Source organism: Idiomarina zobellii (genome assembly GCF_900100855.1).
Classification (GTDB): Bacteria; Pseudomonadota; Gammaproteobacteria; order Enterobacterales; family Alteromonadaceae; genus Idiomarina; species Idiomarina zobellii.
This window is the reverse complement of the sequence record NZ_FNCB01000007.1, coordinates 13,883-34,862: the sequence shown is the minus strand read 5'-3', so window position 1 is coordinate 34,862 and position 20,980 is coordinate 13,883. Positions and strand designations below refer to the sequence as shown.

The following is a 20,980-nucleotide window of genomic DNA, read 5'->3' as shown; positions in this document are numbered from 1 at the left end:
GCTATGACTAAAACCTTTAAAGTCATCGTTAACGGCGGGCCTGAGCTTGCCGTTGACGCGACTGAAGGAACCCTGCTCGAAGCGCTGGAAAAACACCAGCTGGAAATGCACTACCATTGTCGTAGTGGATTTTGTGGTGCATGCAGGACTAAACTAAATTCCGGTCAAGTACGTTATACCACTGAGCCGTTAGCTTACGTTCGAAAAGGCGACATTCTGCCCTGTTGTTGCGTGCCAGAGTCTGACTTAGATATTGAGCACTAGCACCGAGCGTATTGGCTATTCACAGAATCGATTACAGTCATCGGTAAGACCCATTTGTTTTTATGCCTAAAAAATGGATAATTCCCGGTAACACTGATTAAGGAAGAGGTATTTCATGTTTACAGTAATTTTTGGACGTCCTGGCTGCCCGTTCTGCGTACGCGCAAAAGAAGTTGCCGATCAATTAAAAGCAGACCGCGATGACTTCGATTATCGCTACGTTGATATTCACGCAGAAGGTATTTCTAAAGCGGACTTAGAAAAAACCGTTGGTAAGCCGGTACACACAGTACCTCAAATATTTGTCGACGAGTCACACGTTGGCGGCTTCACTGAGTTTGAAGCATACGCAAAAGAGAACTTAGGCTTGTACACGGCTTAATGTTGTAAGTGTTAGCGTAAGAAAGGCGGCTTATTTCAGCCGCCTTTTTTGATCGCCTCTATTGCCTGTTTCACTCGCTTCTCAGACACCGGATACTTTGTTCCTAACGTCTGAGCAAAGAACGAAACTCTCAGCTCTTCTATCATCCAGCGAACTTCAGCCACATCTTCAGGAATCAAAGCGCCGGTTTTATAACGTTTTAAGACCGCACTATAGGCTTCCTGTAAATTACTGAGCGCTATGGTTATTAAGCGATCTTTATTGGGATCCACCGGCAGTTTTTCCAAACGACGTTGCATGGCTTTTAAGTAGCGCACAATATCGTCGAGCCGGTGTTCACCAAACCTCGAGACAAAGCCCGGAAAAATTAAGTTATCCAGTTGGTCCTGAATGTCACCTCGCGACTGAATTTGATCGAGCGGAATTTTACCTTTCAGCGCTTTGCGAACATCCTGCGAATGTGTCAGACATTGTTCAACCCTAAGAGCTATCTGCTGTTCAACTCGTTCGTTCAATTCTCCTCGCACTTGCTCTTTTAAGCGCTCAAAGCCTTGTTCGTCTCTTAGCTTATTTCCCTCCGCAAGCTGCTCATCAATAACCGCGTCAACCGCTGCGGCAATACAGTCTTCAATCAGAGTTTCTACCTTACCCCAGGGGTTAAAGTACATCGCCAGCTTCGCTTTATTCGATAGCGACTTTTGCAAATGCTTTACCGGTGACGGAATTTGCTTTAACAACAGTCGACGCAAGCCCTGTCGGTGCTGCTGTTCGGCTTCTTCTTTCGAGTCAAACAACTGCAACGCAACCTCACGGCTACCTTTAATCGCTAAGCCAGGATAAGCCTTAATTTCAAACCCCTGCTGCGCTTCCGTCACAACTTCCGGCAATTCATCAAAGTCCCAGCTTTCAACGTCATCGCGGCTGATGTCATCACCGGCCGCCTTTTCCAGACGTTGCTGAACCTTACCGGACAACTCGTCCTGCAACTGTTGTAGATCTCTGCCCTGCTTTACGAGTTTTTTTCCGTCTAATACTTTAAAGTTCATGCGTAAATGCACTGGCAAACTGCTTTCGTCCCAGCTGTCATCCGGTACGGTAACACCCGTCATACGGCGCAGTTTGTGCGTCATAGCCTCTAACAACGACGTTTCAAAGGGTTCAACGTCGGCCATTATGGCGCCAGCAAAATTAGGGGCAGGCACAAAGTTTCTGCGCAACGCTTTTGGTAGTGACTTAATTAAATGGGCAATGCGCTCTTCGCGTAATGCCGGTATATGCCAATCAAAGCCTTCTGGTTTTACCTGGTTCAACACACCTAATTGAATATTGACGCTCACCCCATCATCAACCGCATTGGGCTCAAAGTGATAGGTTAACGGCAAACGCAAGTTACCCTGTCGCCAGAACTCTGGGTAATCGTTTTCGGTAATGTGCTCAGTCTCACCGGCAATGAGATCATCTCGCTCAAAAAACAATAGCTTCGGTTCTTTTTTGGCAGCTTTATGCCACCAACCGGCTAACAGCTTTTCGTTATAAATGCCTTCCGGTATGTGCCGTTCATACGCTTCAAAAAGGACTTCCTCGTCCACCAGAATATCACGGCGGCGCGACTTGGCTTCCAGAGCCTGAACATCTTGAATTAGTTTTAAGTTGTGTTGAATAAACGGCAACTTACGTTGCAATTGACTGTTCACTAAGCCTTCGCGTATAAATATCTCACGCGCCTTCGCCGGCGCGACCGGCCCGTATTGCACACGTCGTTTAGGCACCAGTACCAGGCCCAACATAGTGACTTGCTCGTCTGCCACCACACTGCCTTTTTTCTTCTCAAAGTGTGGCTCTAAATAGCTTTTCTTCACCAAATGAGAAGCCGCTTCCTCAACCCATAATGGGTCTATATCCGCATTAATGCGCGCATACAGCTTCGAGGTTTCGACAAGCTCAGCGGTCACCACCCATTTAGGCGGTTTACCAAAGAGTCCGGAGCCAGGGAAAATATGAAATTTAGTTTGTCGCGTGCCCTGATATTCATGCCGGTCTTCTTTCATACCCACTTGCGACAGCAAGCCGGAAATGAGCGCGCGATGCACCTGCTCATAAGTCGCCGGCTCTTCATTAATCGAAAAACCCAGTTCCCGCACCGTCTGCCGACTTTGTGTGTAAATGTCCTGCCACTCTCGCAGCCGCATAAAATGAATAAACTCGCGCGCCACTTGCTTGCGAAACTGATTACCTGACAGCTCTTTTTGCTTGTCTTTTATGTAATTCCACAGGTTGAGGTACGCCATGAAATCGGAATGTTTATCGTGGAAGCGCTGATGCCACTCATCGGCTTTTTGTTTAAACTCGTGCGGGCGCTCACGCGGATCCTGTATGCTTAACGCTGCTGTTATCACCAGCATTTCCCTCACACAGCCATACTGCTTGGCGGCCAATACCATTCGCGCCAACCGAGGGTCTAACGGTAAACGAGAAAGCTGCCGGCCTATTTCAGTTAGCCTCGGCTTTTCCCGCTTTTTACCCGGCTCTATGGCGTTAAGCTCTTCCAACAAATTCAAACCGTCTTTAACAAAGCGTTCATCCGGCTTTTGCACAAACGGAAAGTCTCGAATATCGCCGAGGCGCAACGCCGACATTTGCAAAATAACGGCCGCTAAATTCGTCCGTAGTATTTCCGGGTCGGTATATTCCGGGCGCTGTAAAAAATCATCCTCACTGTACAAGCGAATACAAATGCCCGGGCCAATACGTCCACAACGTCCTTTACGCTGATTCGCGCTGGCTTGAGAGATTGGCTCAATCGGCAAGCGCTGAACCTTAGTTCGGTAGCTGTAACGACTAATACGTACTGTTCCCGGGTCGATAACATAGCGAATGCCCGGCACCGTCAATGACGTTTCCGCCACATTAGTAGCAATGACAATACGGCGCTGAGAGTGTGACTGAAACACTCGGTTTTGCTCGTGAGAGGACAACCGGGCATAAAGCGGCAGTATTTCGGTGTTTCTCAGTTTTAAATCACCAATAGCGTCGGCATAATCACGAATTTCCCGCTCACCGCTCGCAAAAATGAGAATATCGCCGACCCCTTCACTTTGCAGCTCTTCTACCGCATCGCAAACACCTTGCAGAATATCCGTTTCAGAGGTTTTATTCCCTTCTGACGGGTCGCGATAACGCACTTCCACCGGATAAGTCCGGCCGCTAACCGTTAATACCGGTGCATCATGAAAGTGCTTAGAAAAACGCTCGGTTTCAATAGTTGCCGAGGTAATAACAACTTTTAAGTCCGGACGTTTGGGTAGCAAGGTGTGTAATACACCCAGCAAAAAGTCGATATTTAACGAGCGTTCGTGCGCCTCATCGATAATAATGGCGTCGTATTGCAGTAATAACGGATCCTGCTGCAGCTCGGAAAGCAGCATACCGTCCGTCATTAGCTTAATAGCAGTAGTCGGTGCCGTTTCATCCTGAAAGCGGATTTTGTAACCGACTTGCTGTTTAGAGTAATCCTGAAGCTCTTCACCAATGCGCGCGGCAACACTTCGGGCCGCTAAACGTCGTGGCTGCGTATGGCCAACGACACCTTTGCGACCATAGCCAAGCTCCAGCAGCATTTTCGGTAACTGAGTCGTTTTACCAGACCCGGTTTCACCCGCGACAACAACCACCTGGTTGTCCTCAATGGCCTTTTTTATATCGTCTCGCTGCTGCGCAACCGGCAGGTTTTCAGGGTATTCAATATGAAAAGACTGCTCAGAGCGCTGTAAGTAATTCAGCTCCGCCTGCTCAATGTCTGCCTTAATGGCACTGAGCACTTTTTGCTGCTTCTTTTCATCTTTTATTTTAACCAGCCCACGCAAACGACCGCGCAGTTGCGCGGCCTTTTGGTAAGTACATTGCTCGAGCTGAGACTGATACTGCTTAACGAAAGGGTTGGTATTCGTTTTGTTACGACTCATAAACTCCGAACTTATTCTTCCTCGTTATAAATAGCAATGTGCGTGTCACCGTCACCTTTAAAGTAACCGCGATACATGCCTTCGGTATTGAACGGCATGGCCACATTGCCGTCGGCGTCGATAATAATCACGCCACCGGTACCACCTGCTTGCTCCAGCACGCCATGAATGACTTCGTCGCCAGCCTCACTGACCGACAGGCCTTTGTATTTAACCCGCGAACAGATATCTGCCGCCACGTGAAAGCGAATAAAATACTCACCGTGTCCAGTAGCGGATACCGCACAACTGTCGTTGTCCGCCCAAGTGCCAGCGCCAATAATAGGTGAATCGCCTATTCTACCATAACGTTTTGCCGTCATGCCGCCTGTTGACGTACCCGCGCTTAATAGTCCGTTTTTATCAACCGCAACTGCGCCGACAGTACCGTATTTATAGTCTAAGTCGAGATATTCCCAGGCTTGCTGTTCAGGCTGCTCACTGGCCTTAATTTTTTCCTTGGCTTTTAACAGCTGTTGATAACGACGTTCAGTATTAAAATAGCTGTTATCAACCTGCTCTAAACCTTGTTGCTTAGCGAACTGCTCAGCCCCTTCGCCACTAAGCATGACGTGTACCGACTCTTCCATCACCTCACGTGCCAGTTCAATAGGACTTTTCACGGTTTTTACACCAGCCACCGCGCCGGCGTTACCTCTCTCACCTTCCATTAATGACGCATCCAGTTCGTGTTCACCGTCCCAGGTATAAACAGCGCCCTTGCCCGAGTTAAACAAAGGGGACTCTTCCATCACTTGGATAGCCGCAATAACCGCAGTGGTGCTGTCACCACCGTCTTTCAATACTGCCCGGCCCGCTTCCAAAGCTTCGTTGAGTTTGTCTTTGTAAGCTTGCTCTTGTTCATCCGTTAAATTCGCACGCGTGATAGTACCGGCACCACCGTGAATTGCCATTGCGTATTCAACGCCGTGGTCATCCGCCTGCAGCGGCGCTGATCCAATCAGTGCGCCAGCCAGTACCGATAAGAGAAGTGTTTTTTTCATAACTAATATCCCCTGCTTTTTATTGTATTTCGTCTAGTCTTATTAGAGGGGATAAACACGCATTTAGCAATGCGATTGATGGAGGGATTATGCCAACTTATCGTGTTAACTATGAGCACATTGGCTCGAAAGGCGACATTACCGTTGAAGTACCAACCGAAGCGACATCGGGCGACCAGCAGCAACTAGATGATGCCATTGCCCGTCGCGTAGGCGAACGCGTGCTGCCACACGCTGAGCTCGCCTTTCGTCATGACGACAACAGAACACTGACAGAAAAATTGAAGAAAGCTTACGACTTAATTATTGAGGGGTATGAGCGGGTATAAAGCCCGCTTATGATAACTAAACAGCGTGATGTGTCGTAAAATTAAAATTTAGTGCTTTCATTACTTTAAAGACCGTATCCCACCGAGGTTTAGTTTTGCCACTAAATGATTTGTATAGACTTTCACGGTTCAAGCCTGACGCTTGTGATATGTAGCTCACCCCATGCTTTTTAACCAACAAACCAAGCGCTTCAATAAAAGTATTTGGATCATCATCAGCCAGGCACTCTTGTAAAAACACCTCTATTTCCTGTTGCGTTTCCATATAGTCGAATGGATTAAACTCAGTTGTTTTTAAAGTCATGACTTTCCCCTAATTCTTTCAGTAGCCTCTTGGCTTTCTTTATATCTTCACTTTGTTGGCCTTTATGGCCGCCATAAAGCAAAAATACTACTTGGTTATATCTCACTGTGTAGTAAAGCCTATAACCTTTCCCGACAAAAAGTCGCATTTCATATAACCCACCGCCCAAGCTTCGTACGTCTCCAAAATTACCATTTATAGCTCGGACTATTCGCTTAGCTATTAACATTACCGCCCTGCGGTCTTTTAGGTGGCGAAGCCAAGCGTCGAATGCATAAGACTTCCTTATCTCATACTTCATAACACCCCTATTGTAGCTTACAGGCTACACATTGACAAAATTAAATAAGATATTGAGAAATCAAGCATGTGAAATCACCTTCTTGCAGCTATGAAGCCAATGGTGTAGCCTCATTTGGGTCATGATCGTGAGCCACTCACTTGTTGACGTTGCTTTGGCCTATACTTTAGCTAAAAAAGAACAAATCACCATTCAGACAAACACATCAAAAGCCGTGCGAAATAAGACATGCAGCCAAATTCAAATAATAAAGAACAAGAGACTTTTTACTGGCACGATTATGAGACTTGGGGGGCTAACCCGCTGATTGACCGTCCGGCGCAATTTGCGGGGCTTCGCACCGACACTGATTTTAATGTGGTTGGCCGCCCGTTAACGCTGTATGTTCAGCCCACGCCTGATTTTCTGCCGAACCCTGAGGCAACCTTAGTTACCGGAATAACGCCGCAGCTCGCATTAAAGCAAGGTGTTAGTGAGGCTGCGTTCAGCAAAGCCATTGCCGAAGAGTTTCAACAGCCCAACACCACCATTATTGGTTACAACAATATTCGTTTTGACGACGAAGTAACCCGCTCCCTGTTCTATCGTAACTTCTATGACCCTTATGAATACAGCTGGCAAAATGGCAACTCACGATGGGACTTAATTGACGTAACCCGAGCCTGCTTTGCATTGCGTCCTGAAGGTATTAACTGGCCGGATAATGATGATGGTCAGCCTAGCCTGAAACTCGAACACTTAAGTGTGGCGAATAACATTGAACACGGCCAGGCGCACGATGCAATGTCCGATGTTTACGCCACCATTGGTCTGGCTAAACTCATTAAAGAAAAGCAGCCAAAGTTATGGCAGTGGGCGTATAGTATTCGCCGTAAGCAAAAGCTTCTTAACCTTTTTAACTGGCAAGCACCTGAGCCTCTAGCACACGTCAGCGGCTTTTACGGCACCGTAAACCGGTATTTGTCCGCCATATTGCCACTAGGCTTTCACCCTAAGCAAAACAGTAACGTCATAGCCTGGGACTTACGCATTGATCCTAAACTCTTTGCTGATAATTCAGTCGATGAACTCGTTGAACTGACTTACACCAGCCGCAAAGAGCTGGAAGCTCAAGGACAGCAAAAAAGTGGTCTACAAAACATTCATCTAGGCCGCAGTCCGTTTCTTGCGCCTATTAAAACAATCTCTGAGGATGCTTCTGCACGAGCTGACCTCAATATGGAAACCGTAGCTGCCAATGCGCAGTGGCTGCAGGAAAACAGTGCGTTCAGAGACAAGTTAATGCAAGTGTTCGAGCAAACCAAAGAGTTTGCCCCAAGGACCGATGTTGACCACCAAATTTACGACGGATTTTTCTCGCCGCAAGACAAAAAGCACATGGAAATTATTCGAGCGTCCGAGCCGCAACAATTAGCTGGGTTGGATTTAGCCTTTGAAGACCCGCGTATGGAAAAGCTGCTACTGAGATACCGTGCTCGTAACTATCCGTCGACATTAACGGACAAAGAGCTGAACCAGTGGCGTCAATTTTGTCAGCAACGCCTTATTGATCCGCCAGAAGGTATGCTCTCTGCGGACGCTTTTGCGCTGCGTCTGGAAGAGTTGGCTAACCAGCATCAGGAAGACGCCCACAAGTTGCGTCTTTTAAAGTCACTGTATGACTACGTCGCTTCGCTCTAATACAGAAGAGTCTTTCGACTATATTATTGTCGGTGCCGGCTCTGCCGGCTGTACGCTTGTCAATAGGCTTACTGAAAGTACGAGGGGTAGAGAACTTGCGTGTAATAGATGCCTCAATTATGCCCACCGTTATAAGCGGTAACACCAACGCTCCCACTATCGCTATTGCAGAAAAAGGCGCCGACTTAATAAAAGCCGACGCCTAGTTTTTACCGCTTTTGTTAACTAACTGCAGTTACTGCTGGTTATTATTACCTACCCGGAATAAACGAGCTAGTGCCGGTATAAGAATGAGCGCGCCCAACATATTCCAGAGGAACATGAAAGTCAGCAGTATGCCCATATCCGCCTGGAACTTAATGGGCGAGAATATCCAGGTTGCGACACCTATGGCCAGCGTTAGGCCGGTGAAACCAACCGCTTTACCCGTATTATCCAGCGAATACTTGTACGTATCCTGCAACGACATTCCCTGCTGTAAGCCTTCTTTCACTTTACTGTAAATATAAATGCCGTAGTCGACACCAATACCAACACCCAAGGCAATAACCGGCAAAGTAGCCACTTTAATACCAATACCCAGCACCGCCATTAAGCCTTGGCTCATTACAGTCGTAAAGGCAAGAGGTAAGATAATACAAGCAACCGCTCGTAAACTGCGGAAACTAATGAAGCACAGCACAATAACGACACCATAAACCCACAACAACATTTTATGCTGGGCTTTTTCAATAACGGAGTTCGTTGCCGCTTCAATACCGGAATTACCGGCAGCCATTAGCAGATCAAGACCTTCCTGTTGGTAGCGACCATTAAAGCTTTCCACAGAGTCTACGACCGTTTGCAGCGTTTTGGCTTTGTGATCATCCAGGTAAATGATGATTGGTGCCATTGAGCAGTCGTTATTAATTAAACCATCTGGAATGCGGCTTAATGAGGCGTTAATGACATACTTGTTGCGGTTCAGGCTGAACCACTTCAGGTTACCTTCGTTAATGCCGAACATGCCCATTTTTGACACGTAAACGACTGATTTAACGTCTTGCACACCTGGGGTGTTCTCCATGTGCCAGCTGAAGCGCTCCATTAGCTCTAAGTTGTCGTAAGCAATGCATTGCTCTGGGGCTGAAGCTGCCATAACAACAAAAATATCAGTACTTGAGCTGTAGTTGTCGACAATAAAGGCGTTGTCCTGGTTGTAACGACTGTCAGGACGTAATTCCGGAGCCCCCTTGTCGAGGTCACCAATTTCCATGTTCTGGCTGTTTATTAAGCCCCAGGCCAACATCGCTAAGGCAACCGCTACTGCGGAATACGCCCACTTGGGTTGGGTAAACTTGGAGAACAGCTCAAATATTGGGTGACGTTCGCCTTCAATGCGTTTCTCATACTCAACACCATTTTTTGAGGTGCCCAGGTATGACATAAGAATAGGTAACAAGCCGAGGTTGGTCAGAACCACAACAGCCACACCAATACTGGCGGCAATGGCTAGCTCTTTAATGACTTCGATATCAATGACCATTAGCGTGGTAAAGCCAATAGCATCACTGGCAAGCGCCGTTAAGCCCGCCACGTACAAGCCGCGAAACGCCAGTTTGGCTGACTCAAGCTTGTCGAAGCCTGCAACTCTATTATGGCTAATGGCGTTGATGACCTGAACACCGTGCGAGACCCCTATTGCAAAGACCAGGAACGGCACCAGCATGGAGTACGGGTTAATACCACTACCAATAAGCTTAATAATACCCAGCTGCCAAAGTACCGCGATAATAGAGCAGCCTAGTACAGTGAAAGTGCTACGCCAGCAACGGCTGTAGGCATACAGCATAGCTAACGTAATAGCGATGGCCAGCAAGAAGAACAAACCGACCTGCTCAGCGCCCTCGATAAGGTCACCAATTAACTTAGCAAACCCCGTGATGTGAATGCCAATATCATCACTTTGATATTTATCGCGAACCAGGGTCTCCAGCTTTTCTGAAAACTCCTGATAGTCCAGCTTCTCGCCTGTTTCAGGGTGAACTTCGTCAAGCGGAACATAAATAATAGTGGACTCAAAGTTATTCGCCACCAAGTTGCCCACTTCACCAGAGCGCAGTACGTTTGTACGCAGCTGTTCTAACGACTGCTCACTGCCGTCATAGCCGTCAGGAATAACCGGGCCACCCACAAAGCCTTCTTCTGTTACTTCCATCCAGCGAACATTAGGTGTCCATAAGCTTCTTAAACCAGAGCGGTTAACCCCCGGAATGAAGAAGACTTCGTCAGTTATTTCCTGAAGTTCTTGCTGGAATTCGGCGTCAAAAATATCGCCGTTTTTGTGCTCAACAGCAATACGGACCACGTTACCCAAGCTGGCTAAGTCATCCTGATACTCAAAGTAGTTTTGAATAAACGGATGATGCGTTGGAATCATCTTAGTCAGGCTTGCGTCCGGGCGCACCTGAGCGGCGTTGTAACCAAGAAAAACGGTGATCAGTAAAAATATGACCAGCCAGGGCGCTCGAAAACCAAAAAGTAACTTCTCAATAATTCCCGCGGGCTTTTTTGATATTGGATTATCCATTGTTACTGCGCTCCTTGTTGAGATGCCAACGCTTCTTCTTCGGTGACTTTAGCGGGCCAGTGTAATAGACCACTGCGTCCTGTCATGAGCCATTCGCCGTCATTGACCACAACAATATCAGTCATTACCGAGCCGCTTGGGTGTCTTAACAATTCAACGTTAAGAGCTGCATCCACTTTTAAAATGGTTCCAGAGTGGCCAACGATTAGTTGTTCTCCTGAGTCTGTTGCTACACCAGCCGATAAGTTCACGCGAGTACCGGTTTCTATTTGCTCAAATGACTGTCCTTTGTCTTCCGACACATAAGCGTTGCCACGCAAGCCATACACCCATAAGTTGTTGGCATTATCTAAGTGCGCCCCAAATAAGGAGCCGCGATACGGTGACTCTAAGCGCGTCCAGTCCTCTCCGCTATTCTCACTACTAAACAGCAAGCCCGCCTCTCCAACAATGAAGAAGTCACTGTTGCGAGCAATAATCGCATTTAAATGGTAACCGCCTGGGTTTTCCAGCTTGTCAGAAATAACCTGCCAGTTAGCACCACCGTCAGAGGTTTTTAAGAAGGTGCCATAAGCTCCTATTGCGAAAGCTGTTTGCTCGTCTACCGCTAAAATATCCAAAAACGGTTTGCTTGGGCCTTCTTCTTCTGCAACTTCAATATTGCTGATTTGGAATTGCATTTCTTCTAGCTGCCATTCAAGTTCGCTGATAACCTCTTTATCTTCTTCGGTTTCCAGACGCTCTTGAAGAGTAGCTACTTTTTTCTGGTAAAACGCTTTTTCCAGCTCCATTAACTGAAAGCCGTCCAGTTGACGCGTCCAAGTCTGACCGCCGTCTTCAGTTGTTAAAATAACGCCGTGATGTCCGGTCGCCCAGCCCTTTTCCTCGCTCGCAAAGTCCACACTGGTAATTAATACGCTGCTATCCACATTGGCCTGTATCCAGCTACCGCTCTCGTCCTGACGAATCACATTACCGTGTGCGCCAACAGCAACCAATTGTTGACCATTTGATGCGATTTCAATGAGAACTTCTCTTTCTATTTCATCAGACGACAGTGCCGGTGCACTGATAACCTCGTAATCAGTGTTTGTTGTTGTATTGCCATCCTGGGCATATACTGCGGTGCTAAACAACGCACCCAACAACAGCCCGAATTGGGCAAAAGACGAACGCATGGAACCTCCTGGGTACTCAAAATGTCATAGGATTGTATAAGCTCAAGATAATTTGAAAACCTTTTTTCGTTAATTTCGTGCTTTTTTTCGTTAAAGTGTTGCCTGAGAGGTCAGTCCTCTGGCAAAGTGATGTTGGAAAGTAGAACAACAAGGAAAATCATAATGAATAAACTGATGCTAAAAGCTGGCGTATTCGCCATGTCGGTGATTTCCGCGAGCGTTGCGGCTAAAGTATCACCTGAAGAAGCCGCACGGCTTGGTCAAGACTTAACACCAATTGGTGCTGAGAAAGCGGCAAATGCCGATGGTTCAATCCCTGCGTGGGACGGTGGTTACTCTGATCACTCCGTTGAAGTTGTTCGCGGTAACGACCCTTTCGCCAATGAAGAACCGTTATTTACTATTACTCACGACAACCTGGACGAATACAAAGACAACTTAACGCCAGGTCAAGTGGCTATGTTCGAGAAATACTCGAGCTACAAAATGCACGTTTACCCAACTCACCGTACAGCAACCTACCCGGATGAGCTGTGGCCAAAAATTAAGTCAAACGCGGAAAACGCAGAAATGGTTGCCGGTGGTAACGGCTTAGAGAATTTCGATACCACCATTCCATTTCCTATTCCGCAAAACGGTCTGGAAGTGGTTTGGAACCACATTACTCGTTACCGTGGTGGTGCTGTGACTCGTAACATTGCACAGTTCCCGGTACTTTCAAATGGCGACTATGTGACGGTAGAGCTGAAAGAAACTCTGGCGTTCCCTGAGTACCTTGAGACCGGTCGTCAGGAAGCCGATGACAACATTCTGTTTTATTTCATGCAGGAAGTTGAAGCGCCTTCTCGCTTAACCGGTACTGTTCTGTTGGTTCATGAAACCATTAACCAGGTAAAAGAAGGCCGCCGCGCATGGATTTACAACGCCGGTCAGCGTCGTGTCCGTCGTGCACCTAACGTCGCCTATGACGGTCCGGGTACAGCGGCAGATGGTCTGCGTACTTCAGATAACCTGGATATGTATAACGGTGCCCCAGACAAGTACAACTGGGAGCTTAAGGGCAAAAAAGAAATTTATATCCCTTATAACAACTTTAAAATCATGGATCCTGAGTTGGAGTATGAAGACATTATCCAGGCAGGTCACATGAACCAGGATCTTATCCGTTATGAAAAACACCGCGTTTGGGTTGTGGAAGGCAGCCTGAAAGAAGGCGAACGCCACATCTACTCAAAACGTACTATGTACATTGACGAAGATAGCTGGACAGCGTCTATCATCGACCATTATGACGGTCGTGGCGAACTATGGCTTGTTGGTGAAGCTCTGAATACTCAGTTCTATAACCAAGACGTACCATGGATGGCTGCCGAAGCATTGTACGACTTAAACTCTGGTCGTTATATCTCGCTTGGCTTGGGTAACGAAGAAGACCCATACATGGAGTGGGATATTGAAGTAAGCCGTGACGAATTCACGACTAACTCCCTGCGCCGTAAAGGCTTTAGATAAGCCGATACTGGTGATAAACCACTAAAAAGGAGACTCACATGAGTCTCCTTTTTTATTGCCAGATGCTCTTTTTTGACATCTCACCTGATGCAGTAGCATCAGGCCACCGCGGTTAGATTATTTTTCCAGGCGAGCCAACAGACTTGAAGTGTCCCAGCGGTTGCCGCCCATCTTCTGTACGTCAGCGTAAAACTGATCGACTAATGCAGTTAATGGCATGGAGAGACCTTGTCTGTCGGCTTCGTTCAAAGCAATTTTCAAGTCTTTGCGCATCCAATCTACCGCAAAGCCATGCTCATATTCGTTATTCCACATTGTTTTATAACGGTTTTCCATTTGCCAGGAGCCAGCGGCGCCCTGGCTGATAGCCGCAATAAGTTTGTCCGGGTCTAACCCTACCTTGCGCGCAAACTGAAGGCCTTCAGATAGCCCTTGTACCACACCCGCAATACAAATTTGGTTCACCATTTTAGCCAACTGCCCGGCTCCCGCTTCACCCATCAGCTCACGCGTTTTGGTATAACACGCTAACGCGTCGCTAACTGCATCAAAAGCAGACTGTTCGCCACCGATCATGGCTGTCAGAACACCATTCTCTGCGCCTGCTTGTCCGCCCGATACAGGCGCATCAAGGAACTGACCACCTTGCTCACGTACCGCTTCGTTAAGCTCTCTGGCCAGTTCTGCTGACGCCGTGGTGTGATCAACCACAGTAGCGCCATTTTTTAGACCACTTAGAATGCCGTCGTCGCCATAAAACATGCTACGCACATCGTCATCATTACCCACACAGACTAAAACAATATCCGCATCTTTCACCGCTTGTGCTGGTGTTGCACCATAACGCCCCTGATACTCTTCAACCCAGGCTTTTGCTTTACTTTCAGTACGGTTATACACGCAGGTATCAAAGCCTTTCGTTTGCAAATGTCCGGCCATTGGATAGCCCATAACCCCTAAACCAATAAATGCGCACTGTGTTGTCATTGTTCGTTCTCCGGTTTCTTAATCAACCAATGTTGGTAGCGCCCTAAATCACGATAAGGCGGCTGCTGATTATATTTCAGTTCAATCGCCAGCAGTTCGTCAAAGCGCTGCTGATCATCTAGATTTCTCAGGTAGTCATGAAAACAACGAACACCGGTTTTTTGAATAACCTCGAGTCCAAGCTTATTCAGTATGTTTTGAACATCGTCCGGCACTAACGGATTCTGCGGACTTAGCCGTACTGTTTTCTTAACCTTTAACCCTCGTTCTATGTAATCAAAATTACCGTAAATTGCATTAGCAAACAGCTTTGCATTGCGGTTATAGAACATCAGCGAAAGTGTACCGCCCGGTGCTAATAACGTCTTTAATTGGGTTAACGCTGTCTCGGCATCTGGCATCCATTCCAAAACCGCATGGCAGAGCACTATTGGGAATTGGTCTTCATTACTTGCTAACGTCGCTAAATCGGCCGTTTGGTAGCGACAGTTATCGGCTAACCCTAGCTCTTTGTGGCGCAAGAGAGCGGCTTCAACCATCTCTTCTGAAATGTCAGTGTGCAAAACCTCGAAGTCTTTTTCCAGAAACCACTCATTGGCCTGCCCTAGGCCGGCACCAACATCCAGTACCCGACAAGGCTCGCCGTTTAATAGCGGTTGTAAGTCTTCCTTAAGAACCGCCATTCTCAAGCGGCCTTTCGTACTATCGTAAATGTTTTTCGAGAACTTTTTACTGATACCGCTAAAGTCGCCACGCGAGCGTTTTTCATTTTTCATTTACGTTCTGCCTAAGCTGGGCTGTCTATGTCAATAAATTGAACGTCCAGGCTAAACTTCTGAGCAATATGTTCACCTAAGGCCTTTGCTCCGTAGCGCTCTGTAGCATGGTGGCCGGCCGCATAAAAACCGATACCTTGTTCGCGGGCGCTGTGAATGGTTGGCTCTGATACTTCGCCAGTAATAAACGCATCGGCACCCAGCGCCGCCGCGCGGTCGATAAAGCCTTGTCCGCCCCCTGTACACCAGGCTAGTTTCTGAATAGGCCGAATAGGCTCTACCCAGCAGGTCAGTGGGCGCTGGAGTTTCTGTTCAAGCTCCTTCGCCAGCAGCTGCCCTGTCATCGACTCTTTTAATGCGCCCATGACTAAAGGGCACGCCGGATCATTCGCATCTACCGGCCCTTCCATTTGCCAACCCATAAGCTTTGCCAGCTGGGCGTTATTACCCACCTCAGGATGAACATCGAGCGGTAAGTGATACGCAAATAAATTAATGTCGTGCTTCAGCAGTTGTTTGATACGTGCTTTTTTCATGCCTGTTATAGGCTCAGGCTCGCCCTTCCAGAAATAACCATGATGCACGAGAATAGCGTCGGCTTGCTCATCAACAGCTCTGTCAATTAACGCCTGACACGCTGTCACTCCGGTAATAACTTTGCCTATAGACTCAGAGCCCTCTACCTGTAACCCGTTTGGGCAATAGTCTTTTATCGCCCCGCTGTTCAAATACGAATTCAAATAATGGTGAAGTTCAGAACGCTTAATTGTCATACTGCTTTCTCGCTTAAAAGGCCTGAAAAAACGTTATATTAACGTAAATTAGACAATAATCCGAAAAAACGGTATAAACGAAGTGTGAAGCTTTTTTAAGCAGAGTTTTAAAGTAACCCTTGAATAAAGGAAAATTTGCATGAGCAAACTGGATAAAGAAAAGGTACTGGCAGAATATACCGAAGCTTATGAAAAAGCTCATGGTAAAAAGCCAAAGATTGAAGCAAGTAATGGCTGGTACAGCGTTGACGGCGGTAAAAACGTTCGTCTTGCGCAGTTGGACGAAGAAGCGAAAGCTTTAGCAAAAGGTAAACCGGCTAAAGCCGAAAAAGCATCAGACAAAAAAGCGGCAGCAAAGAAAACCGAAACTAAGTCTGATACTAAAAAGGCTGCGCCTAAGAAAACAGCAGCTAAGAAAGAAGCGCCTAAAAAGGCAGCCGCTAAAAAGCCGGCTGTTAAAAAGTCAAACTCTGGCGGCTTAACAGCAAAAGAGCTGTGGAAGCAGAAGCTGGAAAGCAAAGGCACTGACTGTCGTTTACCGCGCGGCTCTGCTTAATTTTTGCTGGTCAGAAACGCAAAAAGCGACATTGTTACAATGTCGCTTTTTTAATGCCTAACTCTTGGCTATTGCTATAACACGTCGGGGTTTTTACCCGCCACACGGTCAATAGGCACCTTAATTTTACGGTAACGGTGCACTAAAAAGTCACTGCGCTTGAAAATAACCTGTTCGGAGCCAAAGTCCGCCTGAGATACCAGGAAACGTTCGTTGTCCATTACCTTAGCAATAATACCCAGCTTACCCTGATGCGGGCCACGCTTAATGAATACAGTTTGTCCCTGTATACGCGGATTATTGTAAGTAAATGACGGATAATTAATTGCCACAGCCGATTCCCAGATTACGTTTAACACTTACGTGCATTATACGTCTGTTATCGGCTTATGACAGCGTTTCTTAACCTTTATTTTTTACCAATATAAAGCGTGATTTCACCAAATAGGTCACAGAGCTGGGTTGTTGTTCAGCCCCCTCATCCGTTCTCAATAAATAGTTCCAACTCGCCCAAGCGCGTTTTTTCTGAGGTAACAGCGAGGTATCGGTGTGTAACACGACCTCATTAGGCTGGTATGGAATGTTACCCAATACACTTTTTCATCATCTGTGGTATCACCCAACAGTTGTAGTGCCTGGTCACTATGACAAGCGAAAACTACCTCATCAAAAACTGCTGTTTGCCATCGGCAAAGGTCAAAGTTGACGATTAAATGGCAGACACCATGGGTAACAGGTAATAATCAGACACTTTTTTCGGCATAGTCCAACGCCAGCTGACGTCCAATACCCGACGACGCACCCGTAATTAGAATACTCATTCGCCTACTAGCCTGCTTTTAATTTTATCTATCACGTAGCCCACTAGTGGTACATGTTCATAAAGCATCGCGCCTAAGTCGTAGTAGTCGCGTTGCTCTCTAATTTTGCCGTCTTCAAAGCTAATATAAGACACGCCAGGTAATATCACTTCCATACCATTGCCAATTTTCGGGTGTGCGTAGCGCATCTGCCAGGACAAATAGGCTTTGTCTTCACTAACGCACTCGTCGTCAAACGTGAAGTGGCAGTATTCGACGTTTTCCATTGTGCCTTTGAAGTACTCTTTTAAGTCTTCTAACCCAACAACCTGATGAATAGGGTCTGTGAAACTCACCTCGTCGTGATACATATCATCCATATCATCAAGGTTGTCGGTTTTTAATTCGTCATAAAAAGACTTTAATGCGTCGACCAACTCTTTGTTATCCATGTTTCACCTGCTTAAAGGTTGCTAAAAAACGTTCGCGAGCAGCTTTGTGCTCGACGATAGGTGGGCAATATTCATTTTGTTGATTCTTACTTAACCACTCATGTGGCCAGTGAATGTGTTTGTCCGGCACACTCTCCAACTCTTTAACCCAATTACGAATGTACGTACCCTGCGGATCAAATTTCTCGCTCTGTTTTACCGGGTTAAATACTCGAAAATATGGCACCGCGTCAGTGCCTACAGACGCACTCCACTGCCAACCACCATTGTTTGCCGGAAAGCTTCCGTCAATTAAGTGTTGCATGAAAAAAGCCTCACCTTTGCGCCAGTCAATGAGTAGGTCTTTGACTAAAAAGTTAGCCGTTATCATGCGTAATCGATTATGCATCCAGCCGGTTTCTTTCAGCTGACGCATACCGGCATCGACAATGGGGTAGCCGGTTTTCCCTTCGCACCAGGCCTTAAACTCTTCTTCGTCGTCGCGCCATTGAATACAGTCGGTTTCTCTCTGGAAGCTCTCCCCTTTTGATAGTCTAGGCTCAAAGTCCATTAAATGCTGATAAAACTCTCGCCAGGCAAGCTCTGTGAGCCAGGTATCCGCCCCCTCCGGTAAGCCATAAGGAAACTCCGGCGAGAATTGCTGCAACGCTCTTGCTGCGGTGACAGGAGAAATAGCTCCAACTGCAAGGTAGGCAGAAAGTTCAGACGTATGGCGTTGGTCAGGACGGTCGCGCCCCGATTTGTAGGTCTCTACAGAGTGACCAACGAACTGTCCGAGCTTACTCAATGCTGCATCTTCCCCTGCTGGATAGTGCGACGAATCTTCTGTTTTTAAAGAAATGTTCGGTAAAGGTTCGGTATTAACGTTCGGGAAAGAGTTCGGTTTAAGCGGCGTTACGTCAACTTCCTTCGCTAAAACCGCCCGCCAGCGCTTATTAAAAGGCGTGAACTTTTTATAGTACTCACCTTGCTGGTTTTTAACCATGCCGGGCTTAATTAACAGGTTGCCGTGATGCTGACTTACCTCAACGCCGTCGTTCTCCAGTACCGCAGTAACCGCCCTGTCACGATTTTTCTCATCGAGTGCGTATTCGGCGTTAAAATAAAGCTTATCGATACTGTGTTCTTTGCAAAACTCCCGAAGCGCACCACCAGCGTTTGAGAAGCGCCCGGCGTTCTTTATATGCAGTTTAATACCCAGAGCCGACAAGTTTTCATTCAACACCTCTAAAGTGCGCCACAAAAAGTCCTGCTTTACAGGCGCCCAATGATGACGTTGCCAAGTGTCCTCGCACACCAGAAAAATAGCTTCAGGAGCACTTTCAGACTGACAAGCTAGGTACAGCGCTTCGTTATCCAGTGTCCGTAAGTCGCTTCGAAACCAAATTGCTTTTTTCATTGGTTCAGCCCTTTATAGACCATAACGGAGTTTCAAATCGACCGGGTACGGGTTCAGGTACCACTGGTTTTCAAGGTACTCTTTCGGAAACTCGCGTAAATAGTGCTTTATAAGCGTTAACGGCGACATTAACGGTAGAATGCCATCGTGGTACTGCAAAATAATATCGCTGAGCTCTTCCCGCTGTTGATGCTCTAAATCGCCTTTAAAATAACCCTGAATATGTTGCAACACATTAGTGTGGTTACGACGCGATGCCGGCTCTGATAACGCTTCCATTACGTCCCGGATATACTGCGTAGCAAACTCAGCATTGACAGTATCTGCCTCGCCCAGTCGTTTCCCCAGCTCTCTGTAGCGTTGCTGGTTGTGTGCTAACAGCAAAAGCTTGCAGGAACTATGGAAACTCAACAGATTATTCTTCGTTGGTGTGTCCTCAATTTGCTTCCATTGCCCATACACATAAACCCGCATGATAAAGTTTTCGCGTAGATGAGGGTCGTTTAAGCGACCGTCTTCCTCTAGCGGCATGGCCGGATTGTTTTCTTGCAGGCGAGAAGCAAAAATACCTGTGGCTTCTTTGCGAGCATGGCCCGTTTCAGGGTCATAAAGCTTCACACGCTCCATTCCACAACTGGGTGACTTTGCGCAAAGAATATAGCCGCTCAAATCTTTTGCCTTAATCTGAATTTTGTCAGCAAACTCAGACAGCTTCGTTGTGACTATTTCACCGGTTTTAGGCACTACCGCTTCAACGGTCTCGCTGCCGTCGTTAGCGTGCTTTTCCAATCGAATCGTAGGTCTGGGCACTGGCATGCCAATGCCAACTTCGGGACAAAAGCGAACTAAATCAATGTGGCGAGTCAATTCGTCCGTGGCAAACGCGGACCGTTTGTGTCCACCGTCAAACCGTACTTCATCACCCATAAGGCAGGAGCTAATACCAACTTTCAAACGCACTGTGCTTCCCTCTTGTAACATCGTTCCAGTGTTGTGCTGGTCTAATTTACGACGCTTTGTAAAAAATAGTTTCGTTTGTTGTAACAAAAATAGATCCAACTTTGATTTAACGCACGTAGAAGAGGGTAATTCATACGAATTCAACGAAATGAGGTGTTATGTCGTTGTCTAAGCAGTTACCGATTTTTCCCCTCACCTCCCAAGTGTTGCCTGAGGGGCGCATGAAACTGCGCATATTTGAGCCTCGTTACATCCGGCTGGTTAAAGACTCGCTTCAGAACGATGCCGAGTTCGTTATTGCCATGTTTGACAACGATAAATCACCGTCAGAGGACGACTACATTCCTCCGTACGGAACATCCGTCAAAATTATTGACTTCGAACCACGTGACGATGGCTTATTGGGTATTACGGTTGAAGGACAAAACCGCGTTCGCATTCTCGGACACTGGTTAGAGTCAGACAATCTTCGGGTCGGCAACGTTGAGTACTTGCCGCCATGGCCACAAGCGGAACTTCCGGAAACCTGTAAAAACTTAATGGAGAAGCTTCAGGAGGCTTACGAAACCTACCCTGAATTGTCTGAATTATTGCCTAGCTTAAATTATGAACGCCTTGACTGGCTTTGTTCTCGCTGGCTTGAGATTCTGCCACTCGATACAGAGACGAAACAAACCTTAATAAAAGAGGAAAACTGTCTAAAAACGAAGGAATATTTGCTAGACTTAATGGGCAAATAAATAAATTTCTGTC

The 20,980-nt window shown here is 46.9% G+C and carries 20 protein-coding genes and 2 pseudogenes; 8 read left to right on the top strand and 14 right to left on the bottom strand.

Going from position 1 to position 20,980, the window contains the following annotated elements; genetic code table 11:
* The first annotated feature begins 3 nt into the window (after positions 1 to 3).
* Together yfaE and BLT32_RS07770 are read left to right on the top strand one after the other, a co-directional pair.
* Positions 4 to 264, top strand: coding sequence for a class I ribonucleotide reductase maintenance protein YfaE (yfaE, locus tag BLT32_RS07775; protein ID WP_053953810.1), 261 nt, complete (start codon positions 4 to 6; stop codon positions 262 to 264).
* 115 nt (positions 265 to 379) lie between these two features.
* Positions 380 to 646, top strand: a complete 267-nt coding sequence (locus BLT32_RS07770; protein ID WP_053953811.1) for a GrxA family glutaredoxin — start codon at positions 380 to 382, stop codon at positions 644 to 646.
* 35 nt (positions 647 to 681) lie between these two features.
* On the opposite strand, the gene hrpA is transcribed toward BLT32_RS07770, so the two are convergent.
* Both hrpA and BLT32_RS07760 read right to left on the bottom strand, forming a co-directional pair.
* Positions 682 to 4,608: an ATP-dependent RNA helicase HrpA gene (gene hrpA / locus BLT32_RS07765; protein ID WP_053953812.1), complete on the bottom strand. Its 3,927-nt coding sequence runs from the start codon at positions 4,606 to 4,608 to the stop codon at positions 682 to 684.
* 11 nt (positions 4,609 to 4,619) lie between these two features.
* The gene (locus BLT32_RS07760) at positions 4,620 to 5,651 is read right to left on the bottom strand and encodes an isoaspartyl peptidase/L-asparaginase family protein (RefSeq protein ID WP_053953813.1); all 1,032 of its coding nucleotides are present in this window, start codon (positions 5,649 to 5,651) and stop codon (positions 4,620 to 4,622) included.
* Positions 5,652 to 5,740: 89 nt separating this feature from the next.
* Here BLT32_RS07760 and BLT32_RS07755 point away from each other — a divergent pair, with 89 nt between their 5' ends.
* Positions 5,741 to 5,980, top strand: coding sequence for a hypothetical protein (locus BLT32_RS07755; protein ID WP_053953814.1), 240 nt, complete (start codon positions 5,741 to 5,743; stop codon positions 5,978 to 5,980).
* A 16-nt stretch (positions 5,981 to 5,996) separates the two neighbouring features.
* Here BLT32_RS07755 and BLT32_RS07750 read toward each other — a convergent pair whose 3' ends face one another.
* Together BLT32_RS07750 and BLT32_RS07745 are read right to left on the bottom strand one after the other, a co-directional pair.
* Positions 5,997 to 6,284 (bottom strand): addiction module antidote protein, encoded by a 288-nt coding sequence (locus BLT32_RS07750; RefSeq protein WP_053953815.1) that lies wholly within the window; start codon positions 6,282 to 6,284, stop codon positions 5,997 to 5,999.
* Positions 6,265 to 6,585, bottom strand: coding sequence for a type II toxin-antitoxin system RelE/ParE family toxin (locus BLT32_RS07745; RefSeq protein WP_053953816.1), 321 nt, complete (start codon positions 6,583 to 6,585; stop codon positions 6,265 to 6,267). The genes BLT32_RS07750 and BLT32_RS07745 overlap by 20 nt, the downstream gene beginning before the upstream one ends.
* Positions 6,586 to 6,813: 228 nt before the next feature.
* Here BLT32_RS07745 and sbcB point away from each other — a divergent pair, with 228 nt between their 5' ends.
* Both sbcB and BLT32_RS07735 read left to right on the top strand, forming a co-directional pair.
* Entirely contained in the window at positions 6,814 to 8,265 is a 1,452-nt protein-coding gene (gene sbcB, locus BLT32_RS07740; RefSeq protein WP_053953817.1) for an exodeoxyribonuclease I, read from the top strand.
* Between the two features lie 71 nt (positions 8,266 to 8,336).
* A pseudogene (locus BLT32_RS07735) lies at positions 8,337 to 8,471 on the top strand (GMC oxidoreductase); the annotation flags it as partial.
* Positions 8,472 to 8,500: 29 nt separating this feature from the next.
* On the opposite strand, the gene BLT32_RS07730 reads toward BLT32_RS07735, so the two are convergent.
* Both BLT32_RS07730 and BLT32_RS07725 read right to left on the bottom strand, forming a co-directional pair.
* Positions 8,501 to 10,834 (bottom strand): efflux RND transporter permease subunit, encoded by a 2,334-nt coding sequence (locus tag BLT32_RS07730; protein WP_053953818.1) that lies wholly within the window; start codon positions 10,832 to 10,834, stop codon positions 8,501 to 8,503.
* 2 nt (positions 10,835 to 10,836) lie between these two features.
* Positions 10,837 to 12,012 (bottom strand): WD40/YVTN/BNR-like repeat-containing protein, encoded by a 1,176-nt coding sequence (locus tag BLT32_RS07725; protein ID WP_053953819.1) that lies wholly within the window; start codon positions 12,010 to 12,012, stop codon positions 10,837 to 10,839.
* 162 nt (positions 12,013 to 12,174) lie between these two features.
* Here BLT32_RS07725 and BLT32_RS07720 point away from each other — a divergent pair, with 162 nt between their 5' ends.
* Positions 12,175 to 13,524 carry a DUF1329 domain-containing protein gene (locus tag BLT32_RS07720; protein ID WP_053953820.1) on the top strand — a complete coding sequence of 450 codons (1,350 nt, stop codon included), beginning with the start codon at positions 12,175 to 12,177 and terminating at the stop codon, positions 13,522 to 13,524.
* A 117-nt stretch (positions 13,525 to 13,641) separates the two neighbouring features.
* Here BLT32_RS07720 and BLT32_RS07715 read toward each other — a convergent pair whose 3' ends face one another.
* Genes BLT32_RS07715 through BLT32_RS07705 form a run of 3 tightly spaced genes read right to left on the bottom strand, consistent with a single transcriptional unit; the run spans position 13,642 to position 16,060 of the window.
* Complete coding sequence (locus BLT32_RS07715; RefSeq protein ID WP_053953821.1) at positions 13,642 to 14,511, bottom strand: NAD(P)-dependent oxidoreductase; 870 nt, start codon at positions 14,509 to 14,511, stop codon at positions 13,642 to 13,644.
* On the bottom strand, positions 14,508 to 15,287 hold the full coding sequence (locus BLT32_RS07710; protein WP_053953822.1) for a methyltransferase domain-containing protein: 780 nt from the start codon (positions 15,285 to 15,287) through the stop codon (positions 14,508 to 14,510). The genes BLT32_RS07715 and BLT32_RS07710 overlap by 4 nt, the downstream gene beginning before the upstream one ends.
* A gap of 11 nt (positions 15,288 to 15,298) precedes the next feature.
* Positions 15,299 to 16,060, bottom strand: coding sequence for a Nif3-like dinuclear metal center hexameric protein (locus BLT32_RS07705; RefSeq protein ID WP_053953823.1), 762 nt, complete (start codon positions 16,058 to 16,060; stop codon positions 15,299 to 15,301).
* Between the two features lie 139 nt (positions 16,061 to 16,199).
* On the opposite strand from BLT32_RS07705, the gene BLT32_RS07700 reads away from it, so the two are divergent.
* Positions 16,200 to 16,616, top strand: coding sequence for a hypothetical protein (locus tag BLT32_RS07700; protein ID WP_053953824.1), 417 nt, complete (start codon positions 16,200 to 16,202; stop codon positions 16,614 to 16,616).
* A 74-nt stretch (positions 16,617 to 16,690) separates the two neighbouring features.
* Here the strand turns inward: BLT32_RS07700 and BLT32_RS07695 are convergent, their stop codons facing one another.
* The 5 genes and pseudogenes from BLT32_RS07695 to BLT32_RS07675 form a co-directional block, all read right to left on the bottom strand.
* Positions 16,691 to 16,948, bottom strand: coding sequence for a DUF3912 family protein (locus BLT32_RS07695; RefSeq protein WP_053953854.1), 258 nt, complete (start codon positions 16,946 to 16,948; stop codon positions 16,691 to 16,693).
* A 139-nt stretch (positions 16,949 to 17,087) separates the two neighbouring features.
* A pseudogene (locus tag BLT32_RS13050) lies at positions 17,088 to 17,323 on the bottom strand (FAD-dependent oxidoreductase); the annotation flags it as partial.
* A gap of 110 nt (positions 17,324 to 17,433) precedes the next feature.
* Positions 17,434 to 17,868 (bottom strand): nuclear transport factor 2 family protein, encoded by a 435-nt coding sequence (locus BLT32_RS07685; protein ID WP_053953826.1) that lies wholly within the window; start codon positions 17,866 to 17,868, stop codon positions 17,434 to 17,436.
* Complete coding sequence (gene phrB, locus BLT32_RS07680) at positions 17,861 to 19,267, bottom strand: deoxyribodipyrimidine photo-lyase (RefSeq protein ID WP_053953827.1); 1,407 nt, start codon at positions 19,265 to 19,267, stop codon at positions 17,861 to 17,863. Before phrB ends, BLT32_RS07685 begins: the two co-directional genes overlap by 8 nt.
* Positions 19,268 to 19,279: 12 nt before the next feature.
* Positions 19,280 to 20,248, bottom strand: a complete 969-nt coding sequence (locus BLT32_RS07675) for a YbgA family protein (RefSeq protein WP_053953828.1) — start codon at positions 20,246 to 20,248, stop codon at positions 19,280 to 19,282.
* A 137-nt stretch (positions 20,249 to 20,385) separates the two neighbouring features.
* Between BLT32_RS07675 and BLT32_RS07670 the strand changes: the two genes are divergently transcribed.
* The gene (locus BLT32_RS07670; protein ID WP_053953829.1) at positions 20,386 to 20,967 is read left to right on the top strand and encodes an LON peptidase substrate-binding domain-containing protein; all 582 of its coding nucleotides are present in this window, start codon (positions 20,386 to 20,388) and stop codon (positions 20,965 to 20,967) included.
* Positions 20,968 to 20,980 lie beyond the last annotated feature (13 nt).